The organism is Bacillus sanguinis (genome assembly GCF_018332475.1).
In the GTDB taxonomy this organism is placed as follows: domain Bacteria; phylum Bacillota; class Bacilli; order Bacillales; family Bacillaceae_G; genus Bacillus_A; species Bacillus_A sanguinis.
This window is the reverse complement of sequence record NZ_BOQB01000104.1, coordinates 1-21278: the sequence shown is the minus strand read 5'-3', so window position 1 is coordinate 21278 and position 21278 is coordinate 1. Positions and strand designations below refer to the sequence as shown.

Here is a 21278-nt window from a genome sequence, read left to right as displayed (position 1 = left end):
GGCAACTGGAATGATTGTAGAAGAAATTATGAATCAAGATGTGGTGACACTACACCCAAACGATACAATCGAAACAGCAATCCGAACGATACGCACGAAAGGCATTCGGCACATTCCAATTGTCGATCAAAATAATCATGTCGTAGGTATTATTTCTGATCGGGATGTAAGAGATGCAAGTCCGTCTATTTTAGATGAACAAGTTTCACTCGATATGCTGAAGCAACCACTTGAACTTATTATGAAACACCCTGTTATGACTTGCCATCCTCTTGATTTCGTTGAGGAAATTGCTACTTTATTTTTTGAAAATAAAATTGGCTGTCTTCCTGTTACCAAAGCAGGAAAGTTAGTAGGAATCATCTCTGAATCTACTGTACTGCACACGTTAGTGAAATTAACAGGAGCACATCAACCAAGTTCACAAATTGAAATTCAAGTAAAAAATGAACCTGGCATTCTCGGAAAAGTCGTTGCCATTTTTAGTGAGTTACAAATCAATATCGTGAGCGTTCTCGTCTACCCAGCAAAAGATGAGAATGATAAAGTACTCGTTTTCCGCATTCAAACGATGAATCCGCTAAAAGTGATTGATGCACTTGAAGAAGAAGGCTACCGCGTATTATGGCCGAATATCATGGGGATGCAAGCATGAGTAGCGCGTTTATTTATTCGGATGACTTTCGGGGCTATTCGTTTAGCCCTGATCATCCTTTTAACCAACTGCGCGTCACACTTACGTATGATTTATTACAAAAGGGTGGCTTTATCTCTCCTTCCCAAATCATCTCACCACGGATGGCTACAGATGAAGAGATTGCCTACGTTCATACAGAGGAATACATAAATGCGGTAAAATGTGCTGGAGAAGGTAAGTTAGAAAAATCAATTGCAATGACATATGGACTTGGAACAGAAGATACACCGATGTTTCCAAATATGCACGAAGCAAGTGCATTACTCGTTGGCGGTACATTAACAGCTGTCGATGCTGTTCTTTCCGGGAAAGTAAAACACGCGCTTAATTTAGGCGGTGGCTTACATCACGGCTTCCGCGGCAAGGCATCTGGATTTTGTATTTATAACGATAGTTCCATCGCAATGAAATATATTCAGAAGAAATACGGTTTACGTGTTTTATATATTGATACAGATGCTCATCACGGTGATGGTGTACAGTGGTCCTTTTACGATGACCCTAACGTATGCACCATTTCATTACATGAAACTGGACGTTATTTATTCCCTGGAACTGGCGCTGTAAATGAACGTGGACAAGGTAATGGCTATAGTTATTCTTTTAACGTTCCACTCGATGCTTTTACAGAAGACGAATCGTTTTTAGATTCCTATCGAACTGTCGTAAAAGAAGTTGCCGCATACTTTAAACCGGATATTATTTTAACGCAAAATGGCGCTGACGCTCATTATTACGACCCACTTACACACCTTTGCGCAACGATGAATATTTACCGTGAAATACCAAAGCTCGCTCGCGAAATCGCTAATGAATATTGTGACGGTCGCTGGATCGCTGTCGGCGGCGGTGGCTATGACCACTGGCGCGTCGTCCCAAGAGCTTGGGCACTTATTTGGCTCGAAATGAACAACATCCAAAACATCTCAGGTTATCTCCCTCCAGAATGGATTGACGCTTGGAAAGGACAAGCTGAAACAGAGCTTCCCCTCACATGGGAAGATCCAGACAACATGTATCAACCTATCCCCCGTAAACCAGAAATTGAAGAAAAGAACGCATTAACTGTAGCGAAATCCCTTGAAATAATTCGGAATAATATGACAAAATCTTTGTACTAAACGAAAAGGAGGCTCGTTTTTGAATAGCCTCCTTTTATTTATTGTCGACTTCTGTCGGTAAGTCGATATATTTTGAAAACCGCTGATATATTTATTAAGTGGTCTAACTTTTATGAGAAAAGGTCGTGCTATTATGTGGAAGCAACAAATAATCAATATAAAACGCGGCACATTTGAACTCTTTACAAAAGGAAGTGGCGAACCACTTTGTATTACACATCACTATTCACAATTTAATGAGACTGGTGATTACTTTGCGGATGTTTTCACTGCTACGCATCGTGTATTCCTCATTAATTTACGAAACGCTGGTAACTCAGCAAAAGCCAATTCAGAAAAAGAATTAAGTATGATTGAAACCGTTCACGACTTAGAAGCAATACGGGAAGCTTTACAACTACCAACATGGCATTTCGCCGGTCATTCAACAGGTGGTATGCTTGGACTTTTATATGCGATTACATATCCAAATTCCTTACAATCATTAGTTGTGGCCGGAGCTGCAGCAAGTAACTATACCGAAACACTATTTTGCATTTATCACCCAGCACATCCACAGTTTCATTATATGCAACAGCTCATCGAAAACTTAAAAACCCCTCACCTTACAAGTGGAGAACGAAAAGAACTATCCACTAATAGAACAAAATTATCATTGTATAAACCGGAAAAATACAACTCTTATTTTTGTAAACCAATACAAAAAACAATGTCTGCTAGCCGGATGAACGCTTTCGCCAATGAATATCCGTCATTTGATTTAAGAGAATCTTTACCTTCCATCCAAACAAAGACACTGATTATATGCGGAAGACATGATGTACAGTGCCCGATTCGGTATTCTATCGAGATGCATAAGAGTATACGTAATTCTACCTTCATTCCATTTGAGGAGAGTAACCATTATCCTTTTTTAGAAGAAGCTACTCTGTTTACTTCTACTACTCAAACATTTTATAAATCATTACGCCAGTACCGTTATTATTAAGGAAAGCTCACAGTCTCTATAAGACTATGAGCTTTTTTTAAAAGAAATATTTCACACTAGAAACAACAAGCAGAACAAAAAAATCATTAAGCCTACATCAATGAATATCGACTTTTTATCTCCTTCTTTTATACTCATCATAAAATTAGAAATTATTTTAATTCCAAAAAAGACCATCATAAATAGCCCACCGAAATGATCATTCGTAGAATCTTCATCATAAAACATTTGTATTGCACCGATAATTAATAAAATAAGTACGATATTCGTTCCGATCTTTAAAGCCTTGTTTGATTTATTCTCTTTTAATGTATCTCCCAAAATGTAGCACGCCCTCTCATGCTCTCCTATGTTTTATCTCTCTTTATATTTTAACATAAATTACCTATCATTCCCTTTTTGTTCGAATAACATAAAAAAACCTGCCAATTACTCGGCAGGTACATTACACGTTAAACCGATAACCAGCTCCCCACACCGTTTCAATATATTGCGGGTGAGCAGGATCTCTTTCAATTTTTTCACGTAACTTTCTAATATGAACGACAACAGTTGCTAAGTCACCAGCGGAGTCTAATCCCCAAATACGTTCAAATAACTGTTCTTTATTTAATACTTGGTTTGGATGCGTTACAAAGAATGTTAATAAATCAAATTCCTTCGTTGTGAACGCGATTTCTTCATTGTTTATAAAAACTTTTCTCGCTCGCTGATCAATAGAAATTCCGTGAATGTATAACGTATCGCGTTGCTTACTCACATTTCCTGATAATCTTTCATAACGAGAAATATGCGCCTTTACCCTTGCGACTAATTCACTTGGACTAAATGGTTTCGTTATATAATCATCCGCTCCTAAACCGAGTCCGCGAATTTTATCTATATCCTCCTTCTTTGCTGAAACAAGTAAAATCGGAATGTCTTTTATAGCACGTATTTGTTTACAAATTTCAAATCCATTCATTTTTGGAAGCATAATATCTAAAATGATTAAATCGTAGTCTTCTTGCAGAGCCATTTGTAAACCTGTTTCTCCAGAGTGTTCTACATCAACTTGAAAATCACTAATTTCTAAATAATCTCGCTGTAATTCTGCAATGCTTACTTCATCTTCTATTAGTAAAATTCTTTTCAATTTACTCACCACATTTCTCTACTTTTTCCAATGAGAAGAAAATGCTTGTACCTTCCCCAAGCGCGCTTTCCGCCCAAATTTCTCCGCCATGTTCTTCAACAATTTGCTTCGCTATCGCTAAGCCAAGTCCACTTCCACCTGTGCTAGAATTTCGCGATTTCTCTGCACGATAAAAACGTTCAAAAATGTAGGGAAGTGTATCCGATTCAATACCTGATCCGTTGTCCATCACTTTTACAATGACTGTATTGTTATCACTTAATACTGTTACAGTAATTTTCTTCTCTTCTTTATCCATGTATTTCACACTATTATGAATTAAATTGGATATAACTCTATTTATCTTTTCGCAGTCGGCCGTTACATATAGTGGTGATGAATGTAATTGTAAGTAAACTTCTATACCTTCCTCACTTAAATCCATTTGCATCTCTTCTAATAATTCCTGCATAAACACGTTTAATTCTATCGTTTCAAACTGAAAGGGAACTCGATTCAAATCTAGCTTCGAAAACAAAAAGAGCTCATCAATAAGTGTATCCATATGTTTTGCCTTCGTATGAATCGTTGTTAAATACTTATCCATTTTTTCCGGCGTATTTGCGACTCCATCTTTTATTCCTTCCACATATCCGATAATAGATGTAATCGGTGTTTTTAAATCATGAGATATGTTTGAAATGAGCTCTTTTCGATTTTCTTCATACTGTGTTTGCACTTCAATCGATTCTTTTAATTTCTTTCTCATTTCCTCAAACCCTTGATTTAATTGTCCGATTTCATCATGGGATGTAACTGGAATTTGAAAATCTAAATCCCCTTCTTTAATTCTCCCAGTCGCATCTTTCAATACAAAGATTGGTTTTATTACACTTCTTGAGACTAAATAACTTAATAGTCCTATAAGTAAAACGGCTAGCAGTAAAAGCGCTCCGAACAAAATCGGAAATAACTTTTGTGTAAGATCGACAAATGAACTTTGCCTTTTTAGTACAAATATACTCCCTTCTTCATCCCCTGGAAAATAAAAATCAAATTTTACATATCGATAAAATGTATCGCCTAGTTCTGTTGTACCACGGCTATTAATATTGGCTGATTCAAATTTCGGAAGGGCTTCTTTTAAAGATACACTTTCAAATACTTTTGTAGCATAAGAAATGGTTTCTCCCTTTCTTACAACTATTTTCACACCTTCTTTTTCAAGTGACGAAACGAACGATTCATCTAATAGTTGTGATTGATTTTTCTTTGCCGCTAATTTCAATTCAATATACGTATTCTCTTCTTCTGGCGTAAGCGGCTTTTGAATATAGGAACTTTTATAGAAATTTTTCACTGACTCCAAGTCTCCTGTTATGGAAAAAACAATTAAAAATCCCGCGACTAATATGAGCGTGATGGAAACGAGAATAACAGCGATATAAGAGAATAAAAATCTTGTTTTAATAGACATATGTTACATCCTCACTTTACCAAACCTTATTACTCATAAGCATAAAAATATATGTTCAAATACTCAAGCGATTTTATAGTAATTTTAGCTTCAGTTTATCAAAATTTAATGTTCTTATTTTACAGTTGAAATGAGGAGGTTGAAATTCCATGTTCAAAAAAACATTAAGTATGATTTGTTGCGTAATTTTTTTGCAAGGATGCTCGCAAGAACAAGAAGTTAAAAAGGAGATGACAAACATGGAGACAGCGCTACTAGCAGCTACTGAGAAGCAAGAAACGAATACTGTTATATCGTTACTCAAAAAAGGGGCTGACATAAATATAACGGACAGTAAAGGACGTACTCCTCTTATGATTGCTACATATAAAAATGATGTGAAAACCGCAAAGACGCTTATTGAAGCAGGTGCTGACGTAAATATCCAAGATAATATGAAAAACAATCCCTTTCTATACGCTGGTGCAGAGGGTTACTTGGATATTTTAAAACTAACGATTGATGCTGGGGCTGATCCAACGCTTACGAATCGATACGGCGGTACAGCTCTTATCCCTGCCTCAGAGCATGGCTATATCGATGTTATTAAAGAACTCCTTACGCGAACAACGATTGATGTTAACCATGTAAATAATCTCGGATGGACCGCTTTAATGGAAGCCATCGTACTAAGTAACGGAAATGAAATACAACAACAAGTCATTCGCCTTCTTATCGAGCACGGTGCAGATGTAAATATTCCAGACAACGATGGTGTTACCCCTTTAGAGCATGCTCGCGCTCATCACTTTGAAGAGATAGAAAAGATTTTGTTAGAAGGACATAAGTAAAACGCTAATTTTTGCCTTCCTCCCCCGCCCTATGCTACATTTAACCCGTTATATCAATATGAATAGGGTGGGAATACATATGAATAAGCCTAACATTGGGATGATTGGACTTGGAAGTATTGCGCAAAAGGCCTATCTTCCAACACTTACGAAAGAAACAGATTGGAATTTTGTAGGAGCGTTTACACCTAACGCTGAGAAAAGAAAACAAGTGTGCCAGCAATACCGCATTCAAGATTTTCATTCTATTGAAACGTTAGCTTCAGAATGCGATGCAATCTTCGTTCATAGTTCAACTGCTACACATTATGAAATCGTTTCTGAACTTCTGAAAAAAGGAATCGACGTTTATGTTGATAAACCGCTAGCAGCTACAGTAGAACAAGCTGAGCGACTAGTCGAGTTGAGCGAAAAGCATAACCGAAAATTAATGGTCGGATTTAATCGCCGATTCGTTCCTATGTATGTTGCGGCAAAAGAGCAAGCTCACAATATTTCATGGATTCGAATTGAAAAGCACCGTACAAATAAAGTCGGGCCATATACGTATGACTTTACTATGTTAGATGATTACTTACATATTGTAGATACTGCTCGCTGGTTAGCTAACGATGACCTTAACGTCGTTCATAATATGATGCAAACTAATGAAAAGAATGAACTTCTTTACGGACATCATACATATACAACGCCAAGTGGACTGTTGCTTTCTACTGCAATGCATCGCCATGCTGGTACAAATTTAGAACAAATTGAACTTGTAACGACAGGGAAAATCATTCGCGTAAAAAATATGAATACATTTGAAGTTGAGCAGGAGAATTCAGTTTCACAAAGCGTTTCACCATCATGGGATACGACGTTGAAACAGCGCGGCTTTGAAGATGCTGTTCATCATTTTATCGAATGTGTACACGGTGATACAAAGCCTGTTGTAGATGGATTAGACGGATTAAAAACACAACAACTGCTGCAATCTCTACTAGATGATATAAATAAAAATTAAAACGGATACATTTTTCAGAATTTACTTTCATTCCCATTTCCTCTTTATTTCTCTCGCAACTTTCTATAGAATATGTTGATAGGAATTATAAATTTCATATTGAATCGTGGAAAGGATGGGATTAACACATGTGGAACGAGTTTAAAAAGTTCGCTTTAAAGGGAAACGTAATTGATCTAGCTGTCGGGGTTGTAATCGGTGCTGCTTTCGGTAAAATCGTTAGTTCTTTAGTAAAAGATATCATTACACCATTAATTGGTTTATTAATGGGAGGAATTAACTTCACAGGATTAAAATTTACAGTAGGCGAGGCCTCTGTTAAATACGGTAACTTTATCCAAACGATTTTCGACTTCCTAATCGTTGCATTTGCAATCTTCATTTTCGTTAAAGTCTTTAACAAAATGACTTTAAAAAGAGAAGCTGAAAAGAAAGAAGAAAAAGCAACAAAAGAAGAAGTTCTTCTTAGCGAAATTCGTGACTTATTAAAACAACAAAACTCTTCTAAAGATAGAGCATAATTGAACGGATAAAAAGGCATGCCCCTCGGGACATGCCTTTTCTATATGCTATAACGTTTCCGAATTCATATGAATAAATAAAATAATACCTGCAACCATAAGTACCATAATACTACCTGCAAATAGTGTAATACCCATGAACATTAAACTTGTACTCATGTCCACTGATACACTTTCAATAAAAATAGAAATTACATACGTGATAAGGGCAATTCCTGCAAGAATACTTCCTGGAACAAATCGCTTTAAGCCATTTTGTTTTAACGTCATATATGCAAAAATAGCAGTCATACAAAGCGTAATTATCCAAAGAACGATCATCTCTTCTCCCCCCTCACAAGCCTTTTCTTTCTATTATACATCACATTGCCCTATAATAGTTGAATTTGCACTTATGTGACATATAACAAGGAATAATACCATTTTGTAGCGAAGTCACCAATAAGTCGCATACTCAGGAGGGTTTCAATTGGAAGATGATATTGTAGGATACTTTAAACAGGTAGAGCGATTCGATTATATTACAATCGACTTAGACAAAAAGTTTTTTTATATAGAAGTTGTACAAATAGAAACAAATATAACTTTACTAAAAATATCACTTAACTTAGAAAATGGTGAAACGATTGTAGATGGAAAAGCAAAGCACTATGATTCTTCTAGGTTAAAGCATTTAATACAAAGTTTTAAACGTACTGCACAAACATGTCTTGAACATAATTTACGAAGTCCTGAAGAACTTTTTGCATTTTGGAAAGCGAATTAATCCCCTCTAAAAAAAATGGTTATTTTTTCTATTAATTGATATAATTATCATATACAAATATTCTTTATAAGGGAGTGTTCATAATGATTTGGATTTCACTAATCGTATTAGCCTATTTCATCATTCTCGTCCCAATACAGTATAACTACATTAAACTACTCAAAGAAAAACAGAAGAAACTAAATGTGTCACAAAACGAACTATATGACAACATGTCTTATGAAGAATCCCAAATACATTATCATTACCAAAGTAACGTATTTACAATACCCGCTTCGCTTGTCGCAAGTATTATTTATAAGTTGAAACATGCAGCATAATATGTACGCTGTAAAATTATTGTTTGAATCTGTTCATTCTGGTGAGCCTGATCCTACGAAAATGGATGAGTATTATGAAGAAAGTCACGATACACTTTTTGAAGAAAGTATTATTCTCGTTCAAGCAAAAAGTTTAAAAGAAGCTCATGAACTAGGCGAAAAAATCGCTATGCAACCTGAAGAATCATACGACAATGTGTACGGTGAGCAAGTCACATGGAAGTTCCGAAAAGTATTGCATGTGTTTGAATTAGACGATACATCCTTTGAAACCGGAAAAGAATTGTACGCAAGATTTTTACACGTTAAGAAAAATGAAACGGTAGATACAGTAGTTAAAACATACTATCCTGAATACGAATAAAAGCTCACAGCAATCGCTGTGAGCTTTTTTATACTTACTTCGTTGAATCTCTAAATTGGATACGATGAGGTAAGATAACAGTGTGATCTTCCACTTTTTCTTTGTTCATATACTTTGTTAATAGACGCATTGCTACTGCACCAATATCGTACATTGGTTGTACAACTGTTGAAAGCTGCGGGCGTACCATTAATGCAAGGCGTGTATTATCGAAACCAAGTACTTCTACATCAGTTGGTACGTTTAATCCAGCGTCTTGTGCTGCATGGATTACACCTAGTGCCATTTCGTCAGAAGATACGAAAATCGCTGTTGGTTTTCCATCAAGGCTCCAAAGCTTTTCAAATGCTTCAATACCTGAATCATATGTGTAATCTCCATCGATTACAAGATTTTCATCATATGAAATACCTGCTTCTTCTAAAGCTTTTTTATAACCTTGTAATTTCTTCGCGCTTCCCGCTTTATCAATGAAAGGACCAGAGACGAAACCGATACGCTTATGTCCTTGCTCAATAAAGTGTTTCATTGCGTCGTAAGCTGCTTGTGTGTAATCAATATTTACTGATGGCGTTTCATTTTGCTCATCAAATGAAGCTGCTAATACGATTGGTACTGGAGACTTTTTGAATTCTTCAATATGAATGTCTGTAATATCTTCACCCATGAAAACAATTCCGTCTACTTGTTTTCCAAGCATCGTATTTAATAAATGGAACTCTTTCTCTTTGTTTTGGTCAGAGTTACTTAAAATGATGTTATATTTGTACATTGTTGCGATATCTTCAATTCCACGAGCAAGTTCTGCATAAAACGTATTTGAGATATCAGGAATAATAACACCTACTGTAGTTGTCTTCTTACTTGCTAGTCCACGTGCTACCGCATTTGGGCGGTATCCTAAACGATCAATTGCTTCTAATACTTTCTTTCTTGTTGTAGGCTTTACATTTGGGTTACCGTTCACAACGCGTGATACGGTAGCCATTGAAACGTTCGCTTCGCGCGCTACATCATAGATTGTTACGTTCATCTCATCGCACACTCCTTCTATTTTTGTTATCTATTTTTATGTATCGGTTACTTGAATGAAAAAAAGACATCAACTCTATTTGCAGATGCCACCAATCGTCCCGAGTTCTTCCTTTTACTAATGATACGATAAAAACGCAGGCTCATACAATATTTTCCCGCAAAAGTTTCGAAAAAATTCGCTTCTTTTCTCGTATTTTCGTATTTTTTATGAAAAAAAGGGCATTTTTTGTAAAAAAATAGATATCTCATGGCTAGAAACTGTATATTAAGCCGTACGTTAGTAAATGAATTTTATATCAGCGATTTTTTAAATATATCGACTTACCAATAAAAATCGACAATGATAGTCATTTGATTTGCTTGATCTGGAAGTACTTCAGCAATAATCGCATCTGTATCAATTGTCATCATTGCTTTTGCAACTCATAATAGAAGGTCACATTGCCCTATAGAATACGTTACATCGGCAACGACAGGTAAATGTGTTTCTTTCTTTAAAATCGGTACGGCGGAAATATAAAGCGTATTACGCGTCGTTCTGTTCCAACATACACTTTCATTTACAATAAAAAAAGACAGTTTAAACACTGTCTTTTTTTATAAGAAGGAAACAAACGGTTTATCGCTGTTTTTCTCTTTTATAATAATTGCCTCGATTTTACTCTCGGACTTGATCTGCAATTGCACTTTTGCATCTTTAGGTAATTTTTCTAGCATACTTTGAGCAGCCATTTGAGTAAGAGCCATTAATTCTGTTTTACCATTGTATTTAATAACAATATTCATATTCAATGCATCCATTTGATTTTTCTTATAAGACACTTTAGCATTTACTGGAATAAAATCTCCAGGAGAAAACTCTTTCATTGTCTTAGCAAATTCAGTTATTTTTGTATTATCTTCTCCATGTGCTTGTTTAAATTCATCAGAAGGATATGAAAACGCTTGTTCATCAATCGTACTCCAATTTCCAAGGTTCGTATCATTCTTTTGAACAGTAGCACTAGCAATATATGTACCATTTTTTAAAGAACTTGTACTTTCTTGTTTAAAGATAGCAAACGTAATTGGAGATTTATTATACTTGTCATTTTTATTAATAGCTTCTACAAGTTGTCTAGCAACGTCAGCCCCTTTAGAAAGTGCTTCTTCATTTGATACACTTGACGACATTGCTAACCCAATCACAACGCCAGATAAGCTTAATTCATTTGAATTCTGTTTCCCGAAATAGTCTTGTTCTATAATATTTGTCAAAACTGGCGCTTCTACTTTCGCAACTAGTTCATCAACTAATTTCTCAGGGATATACTGATTTAATTGTAGTACATGATTTTCTGTATCAAATTGCTCTTTTGCAATATTCATTAAACCATTTTCATACTCTGCTAAATCTAATTTAGAATTTGTTTTTATATTAGCTGTATTAATAACCTTTTGTTCTTTTAAAGGAATTACAGTTCTATAATAATCTTTAGAAACAGCAGTTCTTGGAATCATACTTTTTTCTTTCGTATCCTTTTGTATAACTTCATCCTTCTTACTAATCGTATCATTACTACAAGCTCCTAGTAATAAACTTACGACCGCGAAGGATAATGCCATTTTCTTCATTACTTAAAACCTACTTTCAACAATCTAATTATTTAATTTGAACTAATAACAGTGTACCATTAAATATATTTCAACAAAAACAAAAAAAAGAAGCAAGCACCTTTCGCTTGCTTCTTTTTACTTAATATTCTCTTCTAAAGCGCCTTTTTTAATGTTCCAATGAGACGTATTCCATACTACCATCCCATCTTTTATGTATAACACTTGCGGAGATTCATGTTTAATGCTGTACTGTTCTGCAACACGATTCGAAACATCTCTTGCATCTTGTACGTATAAGTAATACGCTGGCACTGCCCTTTCTTCACTACAATACGCTTGAAATTCTGTATAGGCACCATGACTAATCGGGCATGTCGTACTATGCTTAAAAAGAACATAAGGTTCGTTTTTTTCTACTAATACTTCAAGCTCTTCAATTGTTTCAACTTTTGTCATATTCATCACGATTCACCTCTCATACGAAGTCTAGAGCGCTTCTCTTTCTTTTCAGCTTTTTTCTCAAGTCTTTCTAATTTACGCTCTTCTTTTTCAACCTTTTTCTCTTGTCTTGTCGCACGATAATGATTGTATACTTCAATTGCTGCGCTACTCCACTGTACAACTTGCGCTACTTTATCAGCATTGTTTTCAATTTCGTCCGTAACAGACTCTGATACATCACGAAGTTTCGTATTTAAAGAATGGATTGTCGTTCCAATCCCATCTACACCTGATACTACTTTATTTAATGATTGTGACTTCTGTTGAATGTCATCAGCTAATGCATTTGTTTTATGTAATAATTGCTCCGTCTCTACGCTAATCCCTTGCATTTGCTTTTCTAAACCTTCTAACGTGCTTGCAACGTTTTCTAACGTCTTCTGTACCGATAACAACGTTCTGCATACATATACTACTAATACAGCGAAAGCAACCGCGATAATAGCCGCACTTACATATAAAAGAACTTGCATTTCATCACTTCCTTTATCTTTTTCATACTTTCCCCTATTATACAATCATTTTCCGTTTCGTTCTAATCCCTATCTTTTCATTAGAATTTTCATACTTATTCGTTAACTTTAACATAAATGATTCAACAAATTCCACTAAGTAGGTTACAATAGGAGAGGATACATAATTAGTAGGGAGGCTTTACATATGAAAGATCCACGCATTGAAAAGTTAGCATACAATTTAATTAACTACTCTATCCGCTTACAAAAAGGCGAAAAAGTATTAATTGAAAACTTTGGCTTACAAAAAGAACTTGTAACTGCACTTGTAAAAGAAGCATATGCAGCTGGTGGTTTCCCATTCGTTTCTTTAAAAGATCATCAAGTAGATCGCTCTTTATTAATGGGTGCTACTGAAGAACATTTCGAACAAATCGCTGCGTATGAAGCAAGCGTAATGAAAGATATGGACGCTTATATCGGTCTTCGCTCTGGCGATAACATTAACGAACAAGCTGATGTGCCAAGTGAAAGAATGCAAATTCACGGCCAAACAGTTGGTAAGAAAGTTCATAGAGACATCCGCGTTCCGAAAACACGCTGGGTTGTTCTTCGCTACCCAAATGCTTCTATGGCGCAGCTTGCTAAAATGAGCACAGAAGCTTTCGAAGATTTCTACTTCGAAGTTTGTAACTTAGACTATGGTAAAATGGATAAGGCGATGGATAGCCTTGTTACATTAATGAATAAAACAGATAAAGTTCGTCTAACTGGCCCTGGAACTGACTTAACATTCTCTATTAAAGACATTCCAGCTATTAAATGCTCAGGTCATTTAAACATTCCAGACGGTGAAGTATACTCTGCACCAGTTCGCGATTCTGTTAACGGTACAGTTTCTTACAACACACCATCTCCTTACAACGGTTATACATTTGAAAATGTACAACTTAAATTTGAGAACGGTCAAATCGTTGAAGCAACTGCAAACGATACAGAGCGCATTAACAAAATCTTCGATACAGACGAAGGCGCACGCTTCGTTGGTGAGTTCGCAATCGGCGTAAACCCATACATCTTACATCCAATGGGAGACATCCTATTCGATGAAAAAATCGATGGCAGCTTCCACTTCACTCCTGGACAAGCTTACGACGATGCATGGAACGGCAACAACTCGAACATTCATTGGGATTTAGTATGCATCCAGCGCCCAGAATATGGCGGCGGCGAAATTTACTTCGACGACGTACTAATCCGTAAAGACGGACGCTTCGTTGTATCTGAATTAGAAGCTTTAAACCCAGAGAACTTAAAATAATAATAAAAGCGCTCGGAGCACATTCCGAGCGTTTTTTTAATACTTTAATAACTCTTTCGCCACATCTTCTGGCACTTTAAAACTCATCTTCTTATTTTTCATTTCAACTTCAACATAAGGGACATCTTTATATACTGTCATTGTACCAATTTCATGTAACTTTTTTGTATCTTTACTCGACTCTGATAATTTTGGTGTATCTTCTTGATACATTTTAAATGTTTTCCCTTGCGGAGTATCTAAAGGAGCCGATTGCATTTCCCACTTATCCATTTTCATGACTTCAAACAGCTTTTCAATTTCTTTCTTATCGGTAATTACTTTTTTATCACTTGAATCTGTAAGTGATTCAATCTCAACCTTTTGTGCCTTTTCAAAGTTCATATCAGCCTTTTCCTTCTTCGCACTACACCCTATTAAAAGAACGGATGCGGTTAGCAGAAGTAAAAATAACATAAGGACTTTTTTCATTTCTAATCCTCCTAACTACATAGAGCTACTTTTTTCGTTTTTTGTTTGCTGAAAATGAAAATAATACAACAGCGCCACTGCGATAGTACCTATTAATATTGGTTCATATAAGGGCAGATCCCATTTCATATATACTCTAGTGCAAATAGCAAGCACAAGCAAAATTTCCAAACAAAACAAAGGTTTTACATATTTCATTTCTTACCCACCATTTCTATTTTCACATGTGGATTTTCTTTTTCTACAAGTGATAAAAACTGCTCCATATATTGCGGCATCGCAACCATATGTACTTTATATGCATTCGTCGTAATTTCAAGAGATTTCCCAACTTGGCGAATGATTCTTATCTCTTTCAATACAATATCGTCATTTAAAATGCCATACTTTAATACACCATTTTCTACTTTATGCTTTTTAATAAATACTTCCCAAACGAGTGGGACATTTACAAGGAAACATAGTCCCATTCCAATTAACGCTGACATCCACTGCTCTTTATTTGTGGCAATCATGACAATCGGATATACGAACATAAAAACTAATGTGAGACAAACGAAAATGACTACCGATTTACTTCTTTGAATCGGAATGTTCATACACGCACCCCTAACCTAAATTATACCACTTTTTCCATTTTAGTTCATAAAAAAAGCCATTTCGGAATGACCTTCTTAAACGATATATCTATAAAATTTCTTATCCACTTGTAGCACTGGAAAACTTTTTGGCAAACCTTCTATATCCACACTTTGAAAACCATTCTTTTCATAAAAGCGATGGGCTGCTAGAAATTTCACTGTCGTTCCTAAGTAAATATCTTTCAGCTTTTTATTCTCAGCCCACGAAATTGCTTTTTGGAGCAACTTATGTGATGTGCCCCACTCTTTTCCGCGAAATTCTTTTTTTACGAACATTTTCCTTAGCGCTACTTGATCGTTCCCAATATCTAATAAAGCCACTGTTCCAACTACTTTATCATCATAAGTTGCTACCCAAAAGTTGCCATGATTCCTTTGATAAAATGTCTCTATTTCAAGCAAGTCTGGCTGCTCTTCTTTCGTAATGGGGACATTGTACTCTTTTTGCTGAATATGAACGATAAGATCTACTACTTCATCTTGAAACGTACTTTCATACGGAATAATGCGTATCTTCTCGTTCATCGAATCTCCTTCCATTCTGAAGCTAGCAAACTATATACAGCGATATCGTGAAAATGATCGTATAGCCATTCATCATCTCTTAAAATACCATCTAACTTAAAGCCTAAACGCTCTGGAATAGCACGGCTTTTCACATTTTCAACACCGCATCTAATTTCCATTTTATTTAATTTTAAATTCTCAAATGCATAGTGAAGTACAGCCTTCACGCTACGCGTCATAATGCCTTTCCCGCCAGCATCTTCTGCAAGGTAATATCCGAGACTTGCCGCTTTCTTCCCCCAACTTACCGGATGAATACCTACCATCCCAACGAGCTTTCCTTTATAACGTATACCACTTTCAAAACCGTCTCCCTCTGCAAACTTCTTTAACCACATCGGACAAATCTCATCATAAGCATCTGCTGATTTCGTCCCATCTACCCAAGGAAGCCATCTTCTTAAATGATTACGGTTTTGATTTATTAATTGATATAGTTCCTCTTTATGATGCTTTTCTAATAACTGTAATTCGATTTCGTCGTCTACTCGAAGTGTGAACATTTTTTTAGCTCCCTTTTAATTTTCTTATTATTCTAATACTTACAGATGGAAATTGTTAAATATTCACACTTCCTTTTGAATTTTATATATGAACAACCACTATATATGATTGATATCTAGATATGAATCATATATAGTTAAAGTATGGAAAAAAATGATAATTTTATAATTCAATTACGTAAAGGTGTTTTTGATCTCGCTATTTTGTCTTTAATAAGTAAACAAGCTATGTACGGATACGAAATTACAAGTGCACTACAAGATATCCCTGTGTTTCATATCCCAAACGGTTCGATTTACCCTATATTAAATCGGATCACAAAAAACAATTGGGCTGTTTCCTATTGGGAAGAATCCGGTGATGGACCAAAAAGAAAATACTATCGCATTACAGACGAAGGGAGAGAAATTTTAAATAGTCGCTTGCATGATTATGATGCAGTGTATCATGCTCTAATGTTACTAGCTAAAGGAGAGGATAAAAAATGAACAAGGAACAATTCGATATGTTTTCATTCTATTATTTAATTGGATATGTACTTTTTAGTTTACTATATATCGTTTTCTTAAAACAAAACTACAAAAAGAACAATTCGCACCAACATATCAACGCTCTTTAACATATATCAAACACAACAAAAAAGACGCACAGCCACCGCTATGCGTCTTTTCTATTACTTCTCTGCAACTTGAACTTCTTTTACGTAAGCTGCTTCGAATTTTTGGATGTCTCCTGCGCCCATGAAAATGAGAACGCCGTTTTTATGTTTCTTTAATACATCCGTTGTTGTATCTGTAATTAGTTCTGCACCGTCAATACGCTTTTGCAGATCTTCGATTGTTAATTCACCTTTGTTTTCGCGCGCTGATCCAAAAATATCACATAAGTATACTTGGTCAGCTTTGCTTAGGCTTTCAGCGAACTCATCTAAGAACTTTTCTGTACGTGAGAATGTGTGCGGCTGGAATACAGCGACAACTTCACGCTCTGGATGTTTTTGACGAGCTGCTTCAATCGTTGCATTAATTTCTGTCGGATGGTGTGCGTAGTCATCAATGATAACTTGCTCTCCCATTGGCTTTTCATTAAAGCGACGTTTTACGCCTTCAAAAGTTGTTAGCTGATGCTTAACTGCTTCTACATCAACGTTTTCATAATGGCAAAGCGCGATTACTGCTAATGCATTTAATACGCTGTGGTTGCCGTATCCTGTAATTTTGAACGTATCATAGTACGTATTACGAACGAATACATCGAAAATAGTACCATCTGTTCTCTTTTGAATGTTACGTGCTTGGAAATCATTATCTTCTCCAAATCCATAGAAAATAACAGGTACTTTCGCTTGAATTTTTTGAAGTTCCTCATCATCTCCACATGCAATAATGCCTTTTTTCACTTGCAATGCCATCTCTTGGAATGCACTGAATACATCATTGATATCTGTAAAATAATCTGGATGATCAAAATCAATATTTGTCATAATCGCATAGTCTGGATTGTAAGACAAGAAATGACGACGATACTCACAAGCTTCAAATACAAAATACTTACTATTTTCTACCCCATGCCCTGTTCCATCTCCAATAAGATAAGATGTAGGGTGTGCACCTTGCATTACATGGGCTAACAAACCAGTTGTTGATGTTTTTCCATGTGCACCAGTTACAGCAACACTTGTGTATTGGTTCATAAGGTCACCTAAGAAGTGATGGTAACGATGTACTGGGATGTTTAATTCTTTTGCTGCTACGATTTCTTCATGCGTATCAGGAAATGCATTTCCTGCAATAATCACTTGTCCTTCTTTTACATTACTTTTATCAAAAGGAAGAATCGAGATACTACGCTTTTCCAACGCTGTTTGTGTAAAGAAACGCTTTTCATAATCAGACCCTTGAACAGTATGCTTCATGTCATGAAGAATTTGAGCTAATGAACTCATTCCTGTTCCTTTAATTCCTACAAAATGGTAAACTGTCATCTTAAAGAACCTCCAACATTTCGAACTAATACAACGGCCTATCTATAAGACAGTATATGAATCTTTTCTTATTTTGGTAATCATCATACATTTTTGATGTAGTGAAGTTATTCTTCCCTTCACTTATCAGGATAAACTCGTACGTACTTCTTTTTTATGTCCATAACAAATCCATTATAGCAAAAAAGAAGCCGCTATACTATGATAACAGAAAAACTGATAGGGTCAATCACCTATCAGTTTTTCTCTCTTTTACATATCTTCTCTTTTTTCTAATTGAACACGCTCTAGACGTGGGTTTGGACGATATTTACGACCAGCTTTTGCTTCTGGTTTTCCATTTAATTCTACGTTATCACCAGTAAAGCCAATATTCATTTTTAATAAGCTACTTCCTACACCGTATATATCAACAGGTACGTTTTGAGCTTCAAATTCACGAATACGCTTCTCATCAAATCCACCAGTTACAACGATGTCTACATGCTGGAATCCTTCTTCATCAAGAGCTTTACGAAGTGCGAATACAAGCGATGGATTTACACCACGTGGATCGAATGTTCCAAGTACTTCTGGGTGGCGAATGAAGTATTGATCAATCATCGTACGAGACGTATCTACACGTACACCTTTTAATGTTGATCCAAATTCACGTGCTACGCGAAGTGCATCTGTAATGACATCATTGTTGTAATCAATTAATACAACTAATTCATCTTCTGGGAATTTCTTATGATATGCTTTTGCCGCTTCCACAACATCACCATTAAACATTTGAATTAATGCGTGAGGCATTGTCCCCATACCACTTCTGCCCCACCATTCATTCATCGCATGCGTCGCTTGTGCGCTCATACCGCCGATGTATGCTGCATAACCGTCGCCAGCTTGTTGTGTATAATGATCGTCACGGTCTCCCATGAAAATAACTGGTTTTTCTTTATCTACGCTACGCGCAGCTTGGACAACGTTATATACGTTTGTCGCAACCGATGTACGACGAGCTAAAATCCCATCAATAACACCTTCTAAAAATCCGAAATTTTCATAAGGACCATGAATTGTTAACACTGTTTCAAATGGACTAATATTATCGCCATCTTTTAAAGAGTTAATTTCAAGTTCCTCAGGATTTTTAGCGAATGTTTGTAGCAATGCAATCACTTCATCTGTTCCGCAAAGAACTGCATTTTCCTTTTGGAAAAATTGCATTGTCACAACACTTTTCGGGCGAAATTCTTCAATGATTTCTCTAGTCTTTAAAAAGTAAACGGCAGAGAACCAACCTTCTCCAACACGTTCGTCAAATTTAAATGTTCTATTTGTTAGTCTATTTATTTCACCTTTTAATTTTAATTCAATTTCTTTCATGTCGCTTTACTCCCTACTTTACTATCCAACATTTTCTCTTAGTATACAGCAAAACCGTTTACTATACATTTGTTTCCTGCATAGCAGCGAATTCATCCTCAGAAATAAGGACGTCTCTTGGCTTCGTTCCTCTTGCTTCAGAAATAATTCCTTGCGATTCCATCTCTTCAATGAGACGTGCCGCGCGATTATAACCGATGCGGAATTTTCGCTGTACAGAAGATGTGGACGCTCCCCCTTGTTCTACAACAAATTGACATGCTTCAAAGAACAATTCATCTTCCGACTCAGCTTGTTCTGTTTTCGCTAATAAATCCTCTTGCTTAAATAAGTAATTTGGCTTCATTTGCTTTTTCACATGATCAACTGTCTTTTCAATCTCATCATCCGATACATATACACCTTGTACACGAACTGGCTTAGATGTACCGTTCCCTAAGAATAACATGTCACCACGGCCAAGTAATTTCTCCGCGCCCCCAATATCGATAATCGTACGCGAATCAACTTGAGATGATACAGTAAACGCAATACGCGTTGGAATGTTTGACTTAATTAAACCGGTAATAACATCTACAGATGGACGCTGCGTCGCTACTAATAAATGAATACCACAAGCACGTGCTTTTTGTGCAATACGACAAATCGCTTCCTCAACATCACCCGGTGCTACCATCATTAAGTCGGCTAACTCGTCAATGACAATAACGATATAAGGTAATGTCTCACCCGGAATTTCTCGTTCACTTACAATCGTATTGTAACGAGTTAAATCACGAGCTCCTGCGTGCGCAAACAATTCATAACGGCGCTCCATTTCTTCAACCGCCCACTTTAATGCCGCTGTCGCTGCTTTTACATCCGTAATAACAGGTGCTACAAGATGTGGAACAGAATTGTATGGTGCAAGCTCAACCATTTTCGGATCGATTAACATTAACTTCACTTCATGCGGTTTCGCTTTATATAAAATGCTCGTTAAAATCGCGTTAATACACACACTTTTACCAGAACCCGTTGCACCCGCAATAAGTCCATGCGGCATTTTTCGAATATCCGTTACAACTGGATCACCTGAAATATCAAGTCCTAGCGCAACAGTAAGCGGTGATTCACTCTTTGTAAACACAGGGCTTCTTAAAATTTCACGAAGAAATACTGGCTTACTTTCTTTATTTGGAACTTCAATTCCAATCGCACTCTTCCCTGGAATCGGCGCTTCAATACGAATATCTTTCGCTGCTAAACTTAATTTAATATCATCACTTAAATTTGTTATTTTATTTACTTTTACACCTGGGTCTGGCTGCACTTCAAAACGAGTTACTGCTGGACCTTGCGATACGTTAATAACATGTGCACCAACATGGAAATTATTAAACGTTGTATCTAATAATTCTTTCTGTTCATCCAACCATTCCGTATTATCTAACGCCGCTTGTTGCGGAATCGATAGCAATGTTAATGGTGGAATCGCATATGTCGGTGGTGTTTGCAATACATTTCGCATATCGTTCTCTCTTTGATTTACAACATATGCTTTCTCTTGTACTTCTGTACTTGAAATTGGCTGTTGTACTTGCTCTGCCACTACTTGCTGCATTGGACGTTCTTCCACTTGTGGTTCT

At 36.2% G+C, this 21278-nt stretch carries 28 protein-coding genes and 1 pseudogene; 12 read left to right on the top strand and 17 right to left on the bottom strand.

Annotated features, from left to right (window positions below; genetic code table 11):
- Window positions 1-10: 10 nt before the first annotated feature.
- The 3 genes from KI369_RS13075 (at window position 11) to KI369_RS13065 (ending at window position 2806) form a co-directional block, all read left to right on the top strand.
- Window positions 11-655: an acetoin utilization AcuB family protein gene (locus KI369_RS13075; protein WP_088121031.1), complete on the top strand. Its 645-nt coding sequence runs from the start codon at window positions 11-13 to the stop codon at window positions 653-655.
- The gene (gene acuC / locus KI369_RS13070) at window positions 652-1818 is read left to right on the top strand and encodes an acetoin utilization protein AcuC (RefSeq protein ID WP_212956226.1); all 1167 of its coding nucleotides are present in this window, start codon (window positions 652-654) and stop codon (window positions 1816-1818) included. The genes KI369_RS13075 and acuC overlap by 4 nt, the downstream gene beginning before the upstream one ends.
- Before the next feature lie 112 nt (window positions 1819-1930).
- Window positions 1931-2806 (top strand): alpha/beta fold hydrolase, encoded by an 876-nt coding sequence (locus KI369_RS13065; RefSeq protein ID WP_212956225.1) that lies wholly within the window; start codon window positions 1931-1933, stop codon window positions 2804-2806.
- A gap of 51 nt (window positions 2807-2857) precedes the next feature.
- Here the strand turns inward: KI369_RS13065 and KI369_RS13060 are convergent, their stop codons facing one another.
- The 3 genes from KI369_RS13060 to KI369_RS13050 form a co-directional block, all read right to left on the bottom strand.
- Window positions 2858-3127: a hypothetical protein gene (locus KI369_RS13060; protein WP_212956224.1), complete on the bottom strand. Its 270-nt coding sequence runs from the start codon at window positions 3125-3127 to the stop codon at window positions 2858-2860.
- Between the two features lie 124 nt (window positions 3128-3251).
- Window positions 3252-3941 carry a response regulator transcription factor gene (locus tag KI369_RS13055; RefSeq protein WP_063222470.1) on the bottom strand — a complete coding sequence of 230 codons (690 nt, stop codon included), beginning with the start codon at window positions 3939-3941 and terminating at the stop codon, window positions 3252-3254.
- Window position 3942: 1 nt separating this feature from the next.
- Window positions 3943-5397, bottom strand: a complete 1455-nt coding sequence (locus KI369_RS13050) for a sensor histidine kinase (RefSeq protein WP_212956223.1) — start codon at window positions 5395-5397, stop codon at window positions 3943-3945.
- Between the two features lie 149 nt (window positions 5398-5546).
- On the opposite strand from KI369_RS13050, the gene KI369_RS13045 reads away from it, so the two are divergent.
- The 3 genes from KI369_RS13045 (at window position 5547) to mscL (ending at window position 7754) form a co-directional block, all read left to right on the top strand.
- Entirely contained in the window at window positions 5547-6227 is a 681-nt protein-coding gene (locus tag KI369_RS13045; RefSeq protein WP_212956222.1) for an ankyrin repeat domain-containing protein, read from the top strand.
- A 79-nt stretch (window positions 6228-6306) separates the two neighbouring features.
- Window positions 6307-7233, top strand: coding sequence for a Gfo/Idh/MocA family protein (locus tag KI369_RS13040; RefSeq protein WP_212956221.1), 927 nt, complete (start codon window positions 6307-6309; stop codon window positions 7231-7233).
- Between the two features lie 128 nt (window positions 7234-7361).
- A complete protein-coding gene (gene mscL, locus KI369_RS13035) occupies window positions 7362-7754 on the top strand; it encodes a large conductance mechanosensitive channel protein MscL (protein WP_144612230.1) in 393 nt (130 codons plus the stop codon).
- A gap of 48 nt (window positions 7755-7802) precedes the next feature.
- Here mscL and KI369_RS13030 read toward each other — a convergent pair whose 3' ends face one another.
- On the bottom strand, window positions 7803-8075 hold the full coding sequence (locus KI369_RS13030; RefSeq protein WP_000636592.1) for a DUF3917 domain-containing protein: 273 nt from the start codon (window positions 8073-8075) through the stop codon (window positions 7803-7805).
- A 148-nt stretch (window positions 8076-8223) separates the two neighbouring features.
- Between KI369_RS13030 and dhp61 the strand changes: the two genes are divergently transcribed.
- The 3 genes from dhp61 (at window position 8224) to KI369_RS13015 (ending at window position 9204) form a co-directional block, all read left to right on the top strand.
- A complete protein-coding gene (gene dhp61, locus KI369_RS13025) occupies window positions 8224-8520 on the top strand; it encodes a protein Dhp61 (protein ID WP_212956220.1) in 297 nt (98 codons plus the stop codon).
- A gap of 83 nt (window positions 8521-8603) precedes the next feature.
- The gene (locus KI369_RS13020) at window positions 8604-8840 is read left to right on the top strand and encodes a DUF3949 domain-containing protein (protein WP_212956219.1); all 237 of its coding nucleotides are present in this window, start codon (window positions 8604-8606) and stop codon (window positions 8838-8840) included.
- A 1-nt stretch (window position 8841) separates the two neighbouring features.
- Window positions 8842-9204, top strand: coding sequence for a DUF4288 domain-containing protein (locus KI369_RS13015; RefSeq protein WP_212956248.1), 363 nt, complete (start codon window positions 8842-8844; stop codon window positions 9202-9204).
- A gap of 34 nt (window positions 9205-9238) precedes the next feature.
- On the opposite strand, the gene ccpA is transcribed toward KI369_RS13015, so the two are convergent.
- The 5 genes and pseudogenes from ccpA to KI369_RS12990 form a co-directional block, all read right to left on the bottom strand.
- Window positions 9239-10237: a catabolite control protein A gene (gene ccpA, locus KI369_RS13010; RefSeq protein WP_060632566.1), complete on the bottom strand. Its 999-nt coding sequence runs from the start codon at window positions 10235-10237 to the stop codon at window positions 9239-9241.
- A gap of 359 nt (window positions 10238-10596) precedes the next feature.
- Window positions 10597-10785 (bottom strand): annotated as a pseudogene (locus tag KI369_RS13005) (bifunctional 3-deoxy-7-phosphoheptulonate synthase/chorismate mutase); the annotation flags it as partial.
- 51 nt (window positions 10786-10836) lie between these two features.
- Window positions 10837-11853 (bottom strand): CamS family sex pheromone protein, encoded by a 1017-nt coding sequence (locus KI369_RS13000; RefSeq protein WP_212956218.1) that lies wholly within the window; start codon window positions 11851-11853, stop codon window positions 10837-10839.
- Window positions 11854-11970: 117 nt separating this feature from the next.
- The gene (gene ytxJ, locus KI369_RS12995; protein ID WP_001057492.1) at window positions 11971-12297 is read right to left on the bottom strand and encodes a bacillithiol system redox-active protein YtxJ; all 327 of its coding nucleotides are present in this window, start codon (window positions 12295-12297) and stop codon (window positions 11971-11973) included.
- Entirely contained in the window at window positions 12297-12809 is a 513-nt protein-coding gene (locus KI369_RS12990) for a DUF948 domain-containing protein (protein WP_212956217.1), read from the bottom strand. Before KI369_RS12990 ends, ytxJ begins: the two co-directional genes overlap by 1 nt.
- A gap of 187 nt (window positions 12810-12996) precedes the next feature.
- Between KI369_RS12990 and KI369_RS12985 the strand changes: the two genes are divergently transcribed.
- Window positions 12997-14112, top strand: coding sequence for an aminopeptidase (locus KI369_RS12985; protein ID WP_000654737.1), 1116 nt, complete (start codon window positions 12997-12999; stop codon window positions 14110-14112).
- A gap of 36 nt (window positions 14113-14148) precedes the next feature.
- Here the strand turns inward: KI369_RS12985 and KI369_RS12980 are convergent, their stop codons facing one another.
- The 5 genes from KI369_RS12980 to KI369_RS12960 all read right to left on the bottom strand — a co-directional run bounded on the left by KI369_RS12980 (window position 14149) and on the right by KI369_RS12960 (window position 16294).
- Window positions 14149-14583, bottom strand: a complete 435-nt coding sequence (locus tag KI369_RS12980; RefSeq protein WP_212956216.1) for a hypothetical protein — start codon at window positions 14581-14583, stop codon at window positions 14149-14151.
- A gap of 15 nt (window positions 14584-14598) precedes the next feature.
- Window positions 14599-14781: a hypothetical protein gene (locus tag KI369_RS12975; protein ID WP_048544498.1), complete on the bottom strand. Its 183-nt coding sequence runs from the start codon at window positions 14779-14781 to the stop codon at window positions 14599-14601.
- Window positions 14778-15182: a PH domain-containing protein gene (locus KI369_RS12970; RefSeq protein WP_212956215.1), complete on the bottom strand. Its 405-nt coding sequence runs from the start codon at window positions 15180-15182 to the stop codon at window positions 14778-14780. The genes KI369_RS12975 and KI369_RS12970 overlap by 4 nt, the downstream gene beginning before the upstream one ends.
- A gap of 75 nt (window positions 15183-15257) precedes the next feature.
- On the bottom strand, window positions 15258-15749 hold the full coding sequence (locus KI369_RS12965) for a GNAT family N-acetyltransferase (protein ID WP_212956214.1): 492 nt from the start codon (window positions 15747-15749) through the stop codon (window positions 15258-15260).
- Window positions 15746-16294: a GNAT family N-acetyltransferase gene (locus KI369_RS12960; protein ID WP_060632573.1), complete on the bottom strand. Its 549-nt coding sequence runs from the start codon at window positions 16292-16294 to the stop codon at window positions 15746-15748. The genes KI369_RS12965 and KI369_RS12960 overlap by 4 nt, the downstream gene beginning before the upstream one ends.
- Before the next feature lie 144 nt (window positions 16295-16438).
- Here KI369_RS12960 and KI369_RS12955 point away from each other — a divergent pair, with 144 nt between their 5' ends.
- Together KI369_RS12955 and KI369_RS29650 are read left to right on the top strand one after the other, a co-directional pair.
- A complete protein-coding gene (locus KI369_RS12955) occupies window positions 16439-16783 on the top strand; it encodes a PadR family transcriptional regulator (RefSeq protein WP_212956213.1) in 345 nt (114 codons plus the stop codon).
- Window positions 16780-16914 (top strand): hypothetical protein, encoded by a 135-nt coding sequence (locus tag KI369_RS29650; protein ID WP_259652770.1) that lies wholly within the window; start codon window positions 16780-16782, stop codon window positions 16912-16914. Before KI369_RS12955 ends, KI369_RS29650 begins: the two co-directional genes overlap by 4 nt.
- A gap of 54 nt (window positions 16915-16968) precedes the next feature.
- Here the strand turns inward: KI369_RS29650 and murC are convergent, their stop codons facing one another.
- From murC to KI369_RS12940, 3 genes are all read right to left on the bottom strand, one after another.
- Window positions 16969-18279: a UDP-N-acetylmuramate--L-alanine ligase gene (murC, locus tag KI369_RS12950; protein ID WP_060632578.1), complete on the bottom strand. Its 1311-nt coding sequence runs from the start codon at window positions 18277-18279 to the stop codon at window positions 16969-16971.
- A gap of 252 nt (window positions 18280-18531) precedes the next feature.
- The gene (locus KI369_RS12945) at window positions 18532-19650 is read right to left on the bottom strand and encodes a nicotinate phosphoribosyltransferase (RefSeq protein WP_000658380.1); all 1119 of its coding nucleotides are present in this window, start codon (window positions 19648-19650) and stop codon (window positions 18532-18534) included.
- A gap of 61 nt (window positions 19651-19711) precedes the next feature.
- The coding region (locus KI369_RS12940; RefSeq protein WP_238484920.1) for a DNA translocase FtsK at window positions 19712-21278 on the bottom strand (1567 nt) is incomplete at its 5' end.

Coding starts and splice junctions, on each gene's coding strand:
- KI369_RS13065 (WP_212956225.1), top strand. CDS start 1,931: ATGAGAAAAGGTCGTGCTATTATGTGGAAGCAACAAATAATCAATATA.
- KI369_RS12945 (WP_000658380.1), bottom strand. CDS start 19,650: ATGAAAGAAATTGAATTAAAATTAAAAGGTGAAATAAATAGACTAACA.
- murC (WP_060632578.1), bottom strand. CDS start 18,279: ATGACAGTTTACCATTTTGTAGGAATTAAAGGAACAGGAATGAGTTCA.
- mscL (WP_144612230.1), top strand. CDS start 7,362: ATGTGGAACGAGTTTAAAAAGTTCGCTTTAAAGGGAAACGTAATTGAT.
- KI369_RS13040 (WP_212956221.1), top strand. CDS start 6,307: ATGAATAAGCCTAACATTGGGATGATTGGACTTGGAAGTATTGCGCAA.
- KI369_RS13030 (WP_000636592.1), bottom strand. CDS start 8,075: ATGATCGTTCTTTGGATAATTACGCTTTGTATGACTGCTATTTTTGCA.
- ccpA (WP_060632566.1), bottom strand. CDS start 10,237: ATGAACGTAACAATCTATGATGTAGCGCGCGAAGCGAACGTTTCAATG.
- KI369_RS12975 (WP_048544498.1), bottom strand. CDS start 14,781: ATGAAATATGTAAAACCTTTGTTTTGTTTGGAAATTTTGCTTGTGCTT.
- KI369_RS13045 (WP_212956222.1), top strand. CDS start 5,547: ATGTTCAAAAAAACATTAAGTATGATTTGTTGCGTAATTTTTTTGCAA.
- KI369_RS12980 (WP_212956216.1), bottom strand. CDS start 14,583: ATGAAAAAAGTCCTTATGTTATTTTTACTTCTGCTAACCGCATCCGTT.
- KI369_RS12955 (WP_212956213.1), top strand. CDS start 16,439: ATGGAAAAAAATGATAATTTTATAATTCAATTACGTAAAGGTGTTTTT.
- KI369_RS13020 (WP_212956219.1), top strand. CDS start 8,604: ATGATTTGGATTTCACTAATCGTATTAGCCTATTTCATCATTCTCGTC.
- KI369_RS29650 (WP_259652770.1), top strand. CDS start 16,780: ATGAACAAGGAACAATTCGATATGTTTTCATTCTATTATTTAATTGGA.
- ytxJ (WP_001057492.1), bottom strand. CDS start 12,297: ATGAATATGACAAAAGTTGAAACAATTGAAGAGCTTGAAGTATTAGTA.
- KI369_RS12990 (WP_212956217.1), bottom strand. CDS start 12,809: ATGCAAGTTCTTTTATATGTAAGTGCGGCTATTATCGCGGTTGCTTTC.
- KI369_RS12960 (WP_060632573.1), bottom strand. CDS start 16,294: ATGTTCACACTTCGAGTAGACGACGAAATCGAATTACAGTTATTAGAA.
- KI369_RS13015 (WP_212956248.1), top strand. CDS start 8,842: ATGTACGCTGTAAAATTATTGTTTGAATCTGTTCATTCTGGTGAGCCT.
- acuC (WP_212956226.1), top strand. CDS start 652: ATGAGTAGCGCGTTTATTTATTCGGATGACTTTCGGGGCTATTCGTTT.
- KI369_RS12970 (WP_212956215.1), bottom strand. CDS start 15,182: ATGAACATTCCGATTCAAAGAAGTAAATCGGTAGTCATTTTCGTTTGT.
- KI369_RS13000 (WP_212956218.1), bottom strand. CDS start 11,853: ATGAAGAAAATGGCATTATCCTTCGCGGTCGTAAGTTTATTACTAGGA.
- KI369_RS12985 (WP_000654737.1), top strand. CDS start 12,997: ATGAAAGATCCACGCATTGAAAAGTTAGCATACAATTTAATTAACTAC.
- KI369_RS13050 (WP_212956223.1), bottom strand. CDS start 5,397: ATGTCTATTAAAACAAGATTTTTATTCTCTTATATCGCTGTTATTCTC.
- KI369_RS13075 (WP_088121031.1), top strand. CDS start 11: ATGATTGTAGAAGAAATTATGAATCAAGATGTGGTGACACTACACCCA.
- KI369_RS12965 (WP_212956214.1), bottom strand. CDS start 15,749: ATGAACGAGAAGATACGCATTATTCCGTATGAAAGTACGTTTCAAGAT.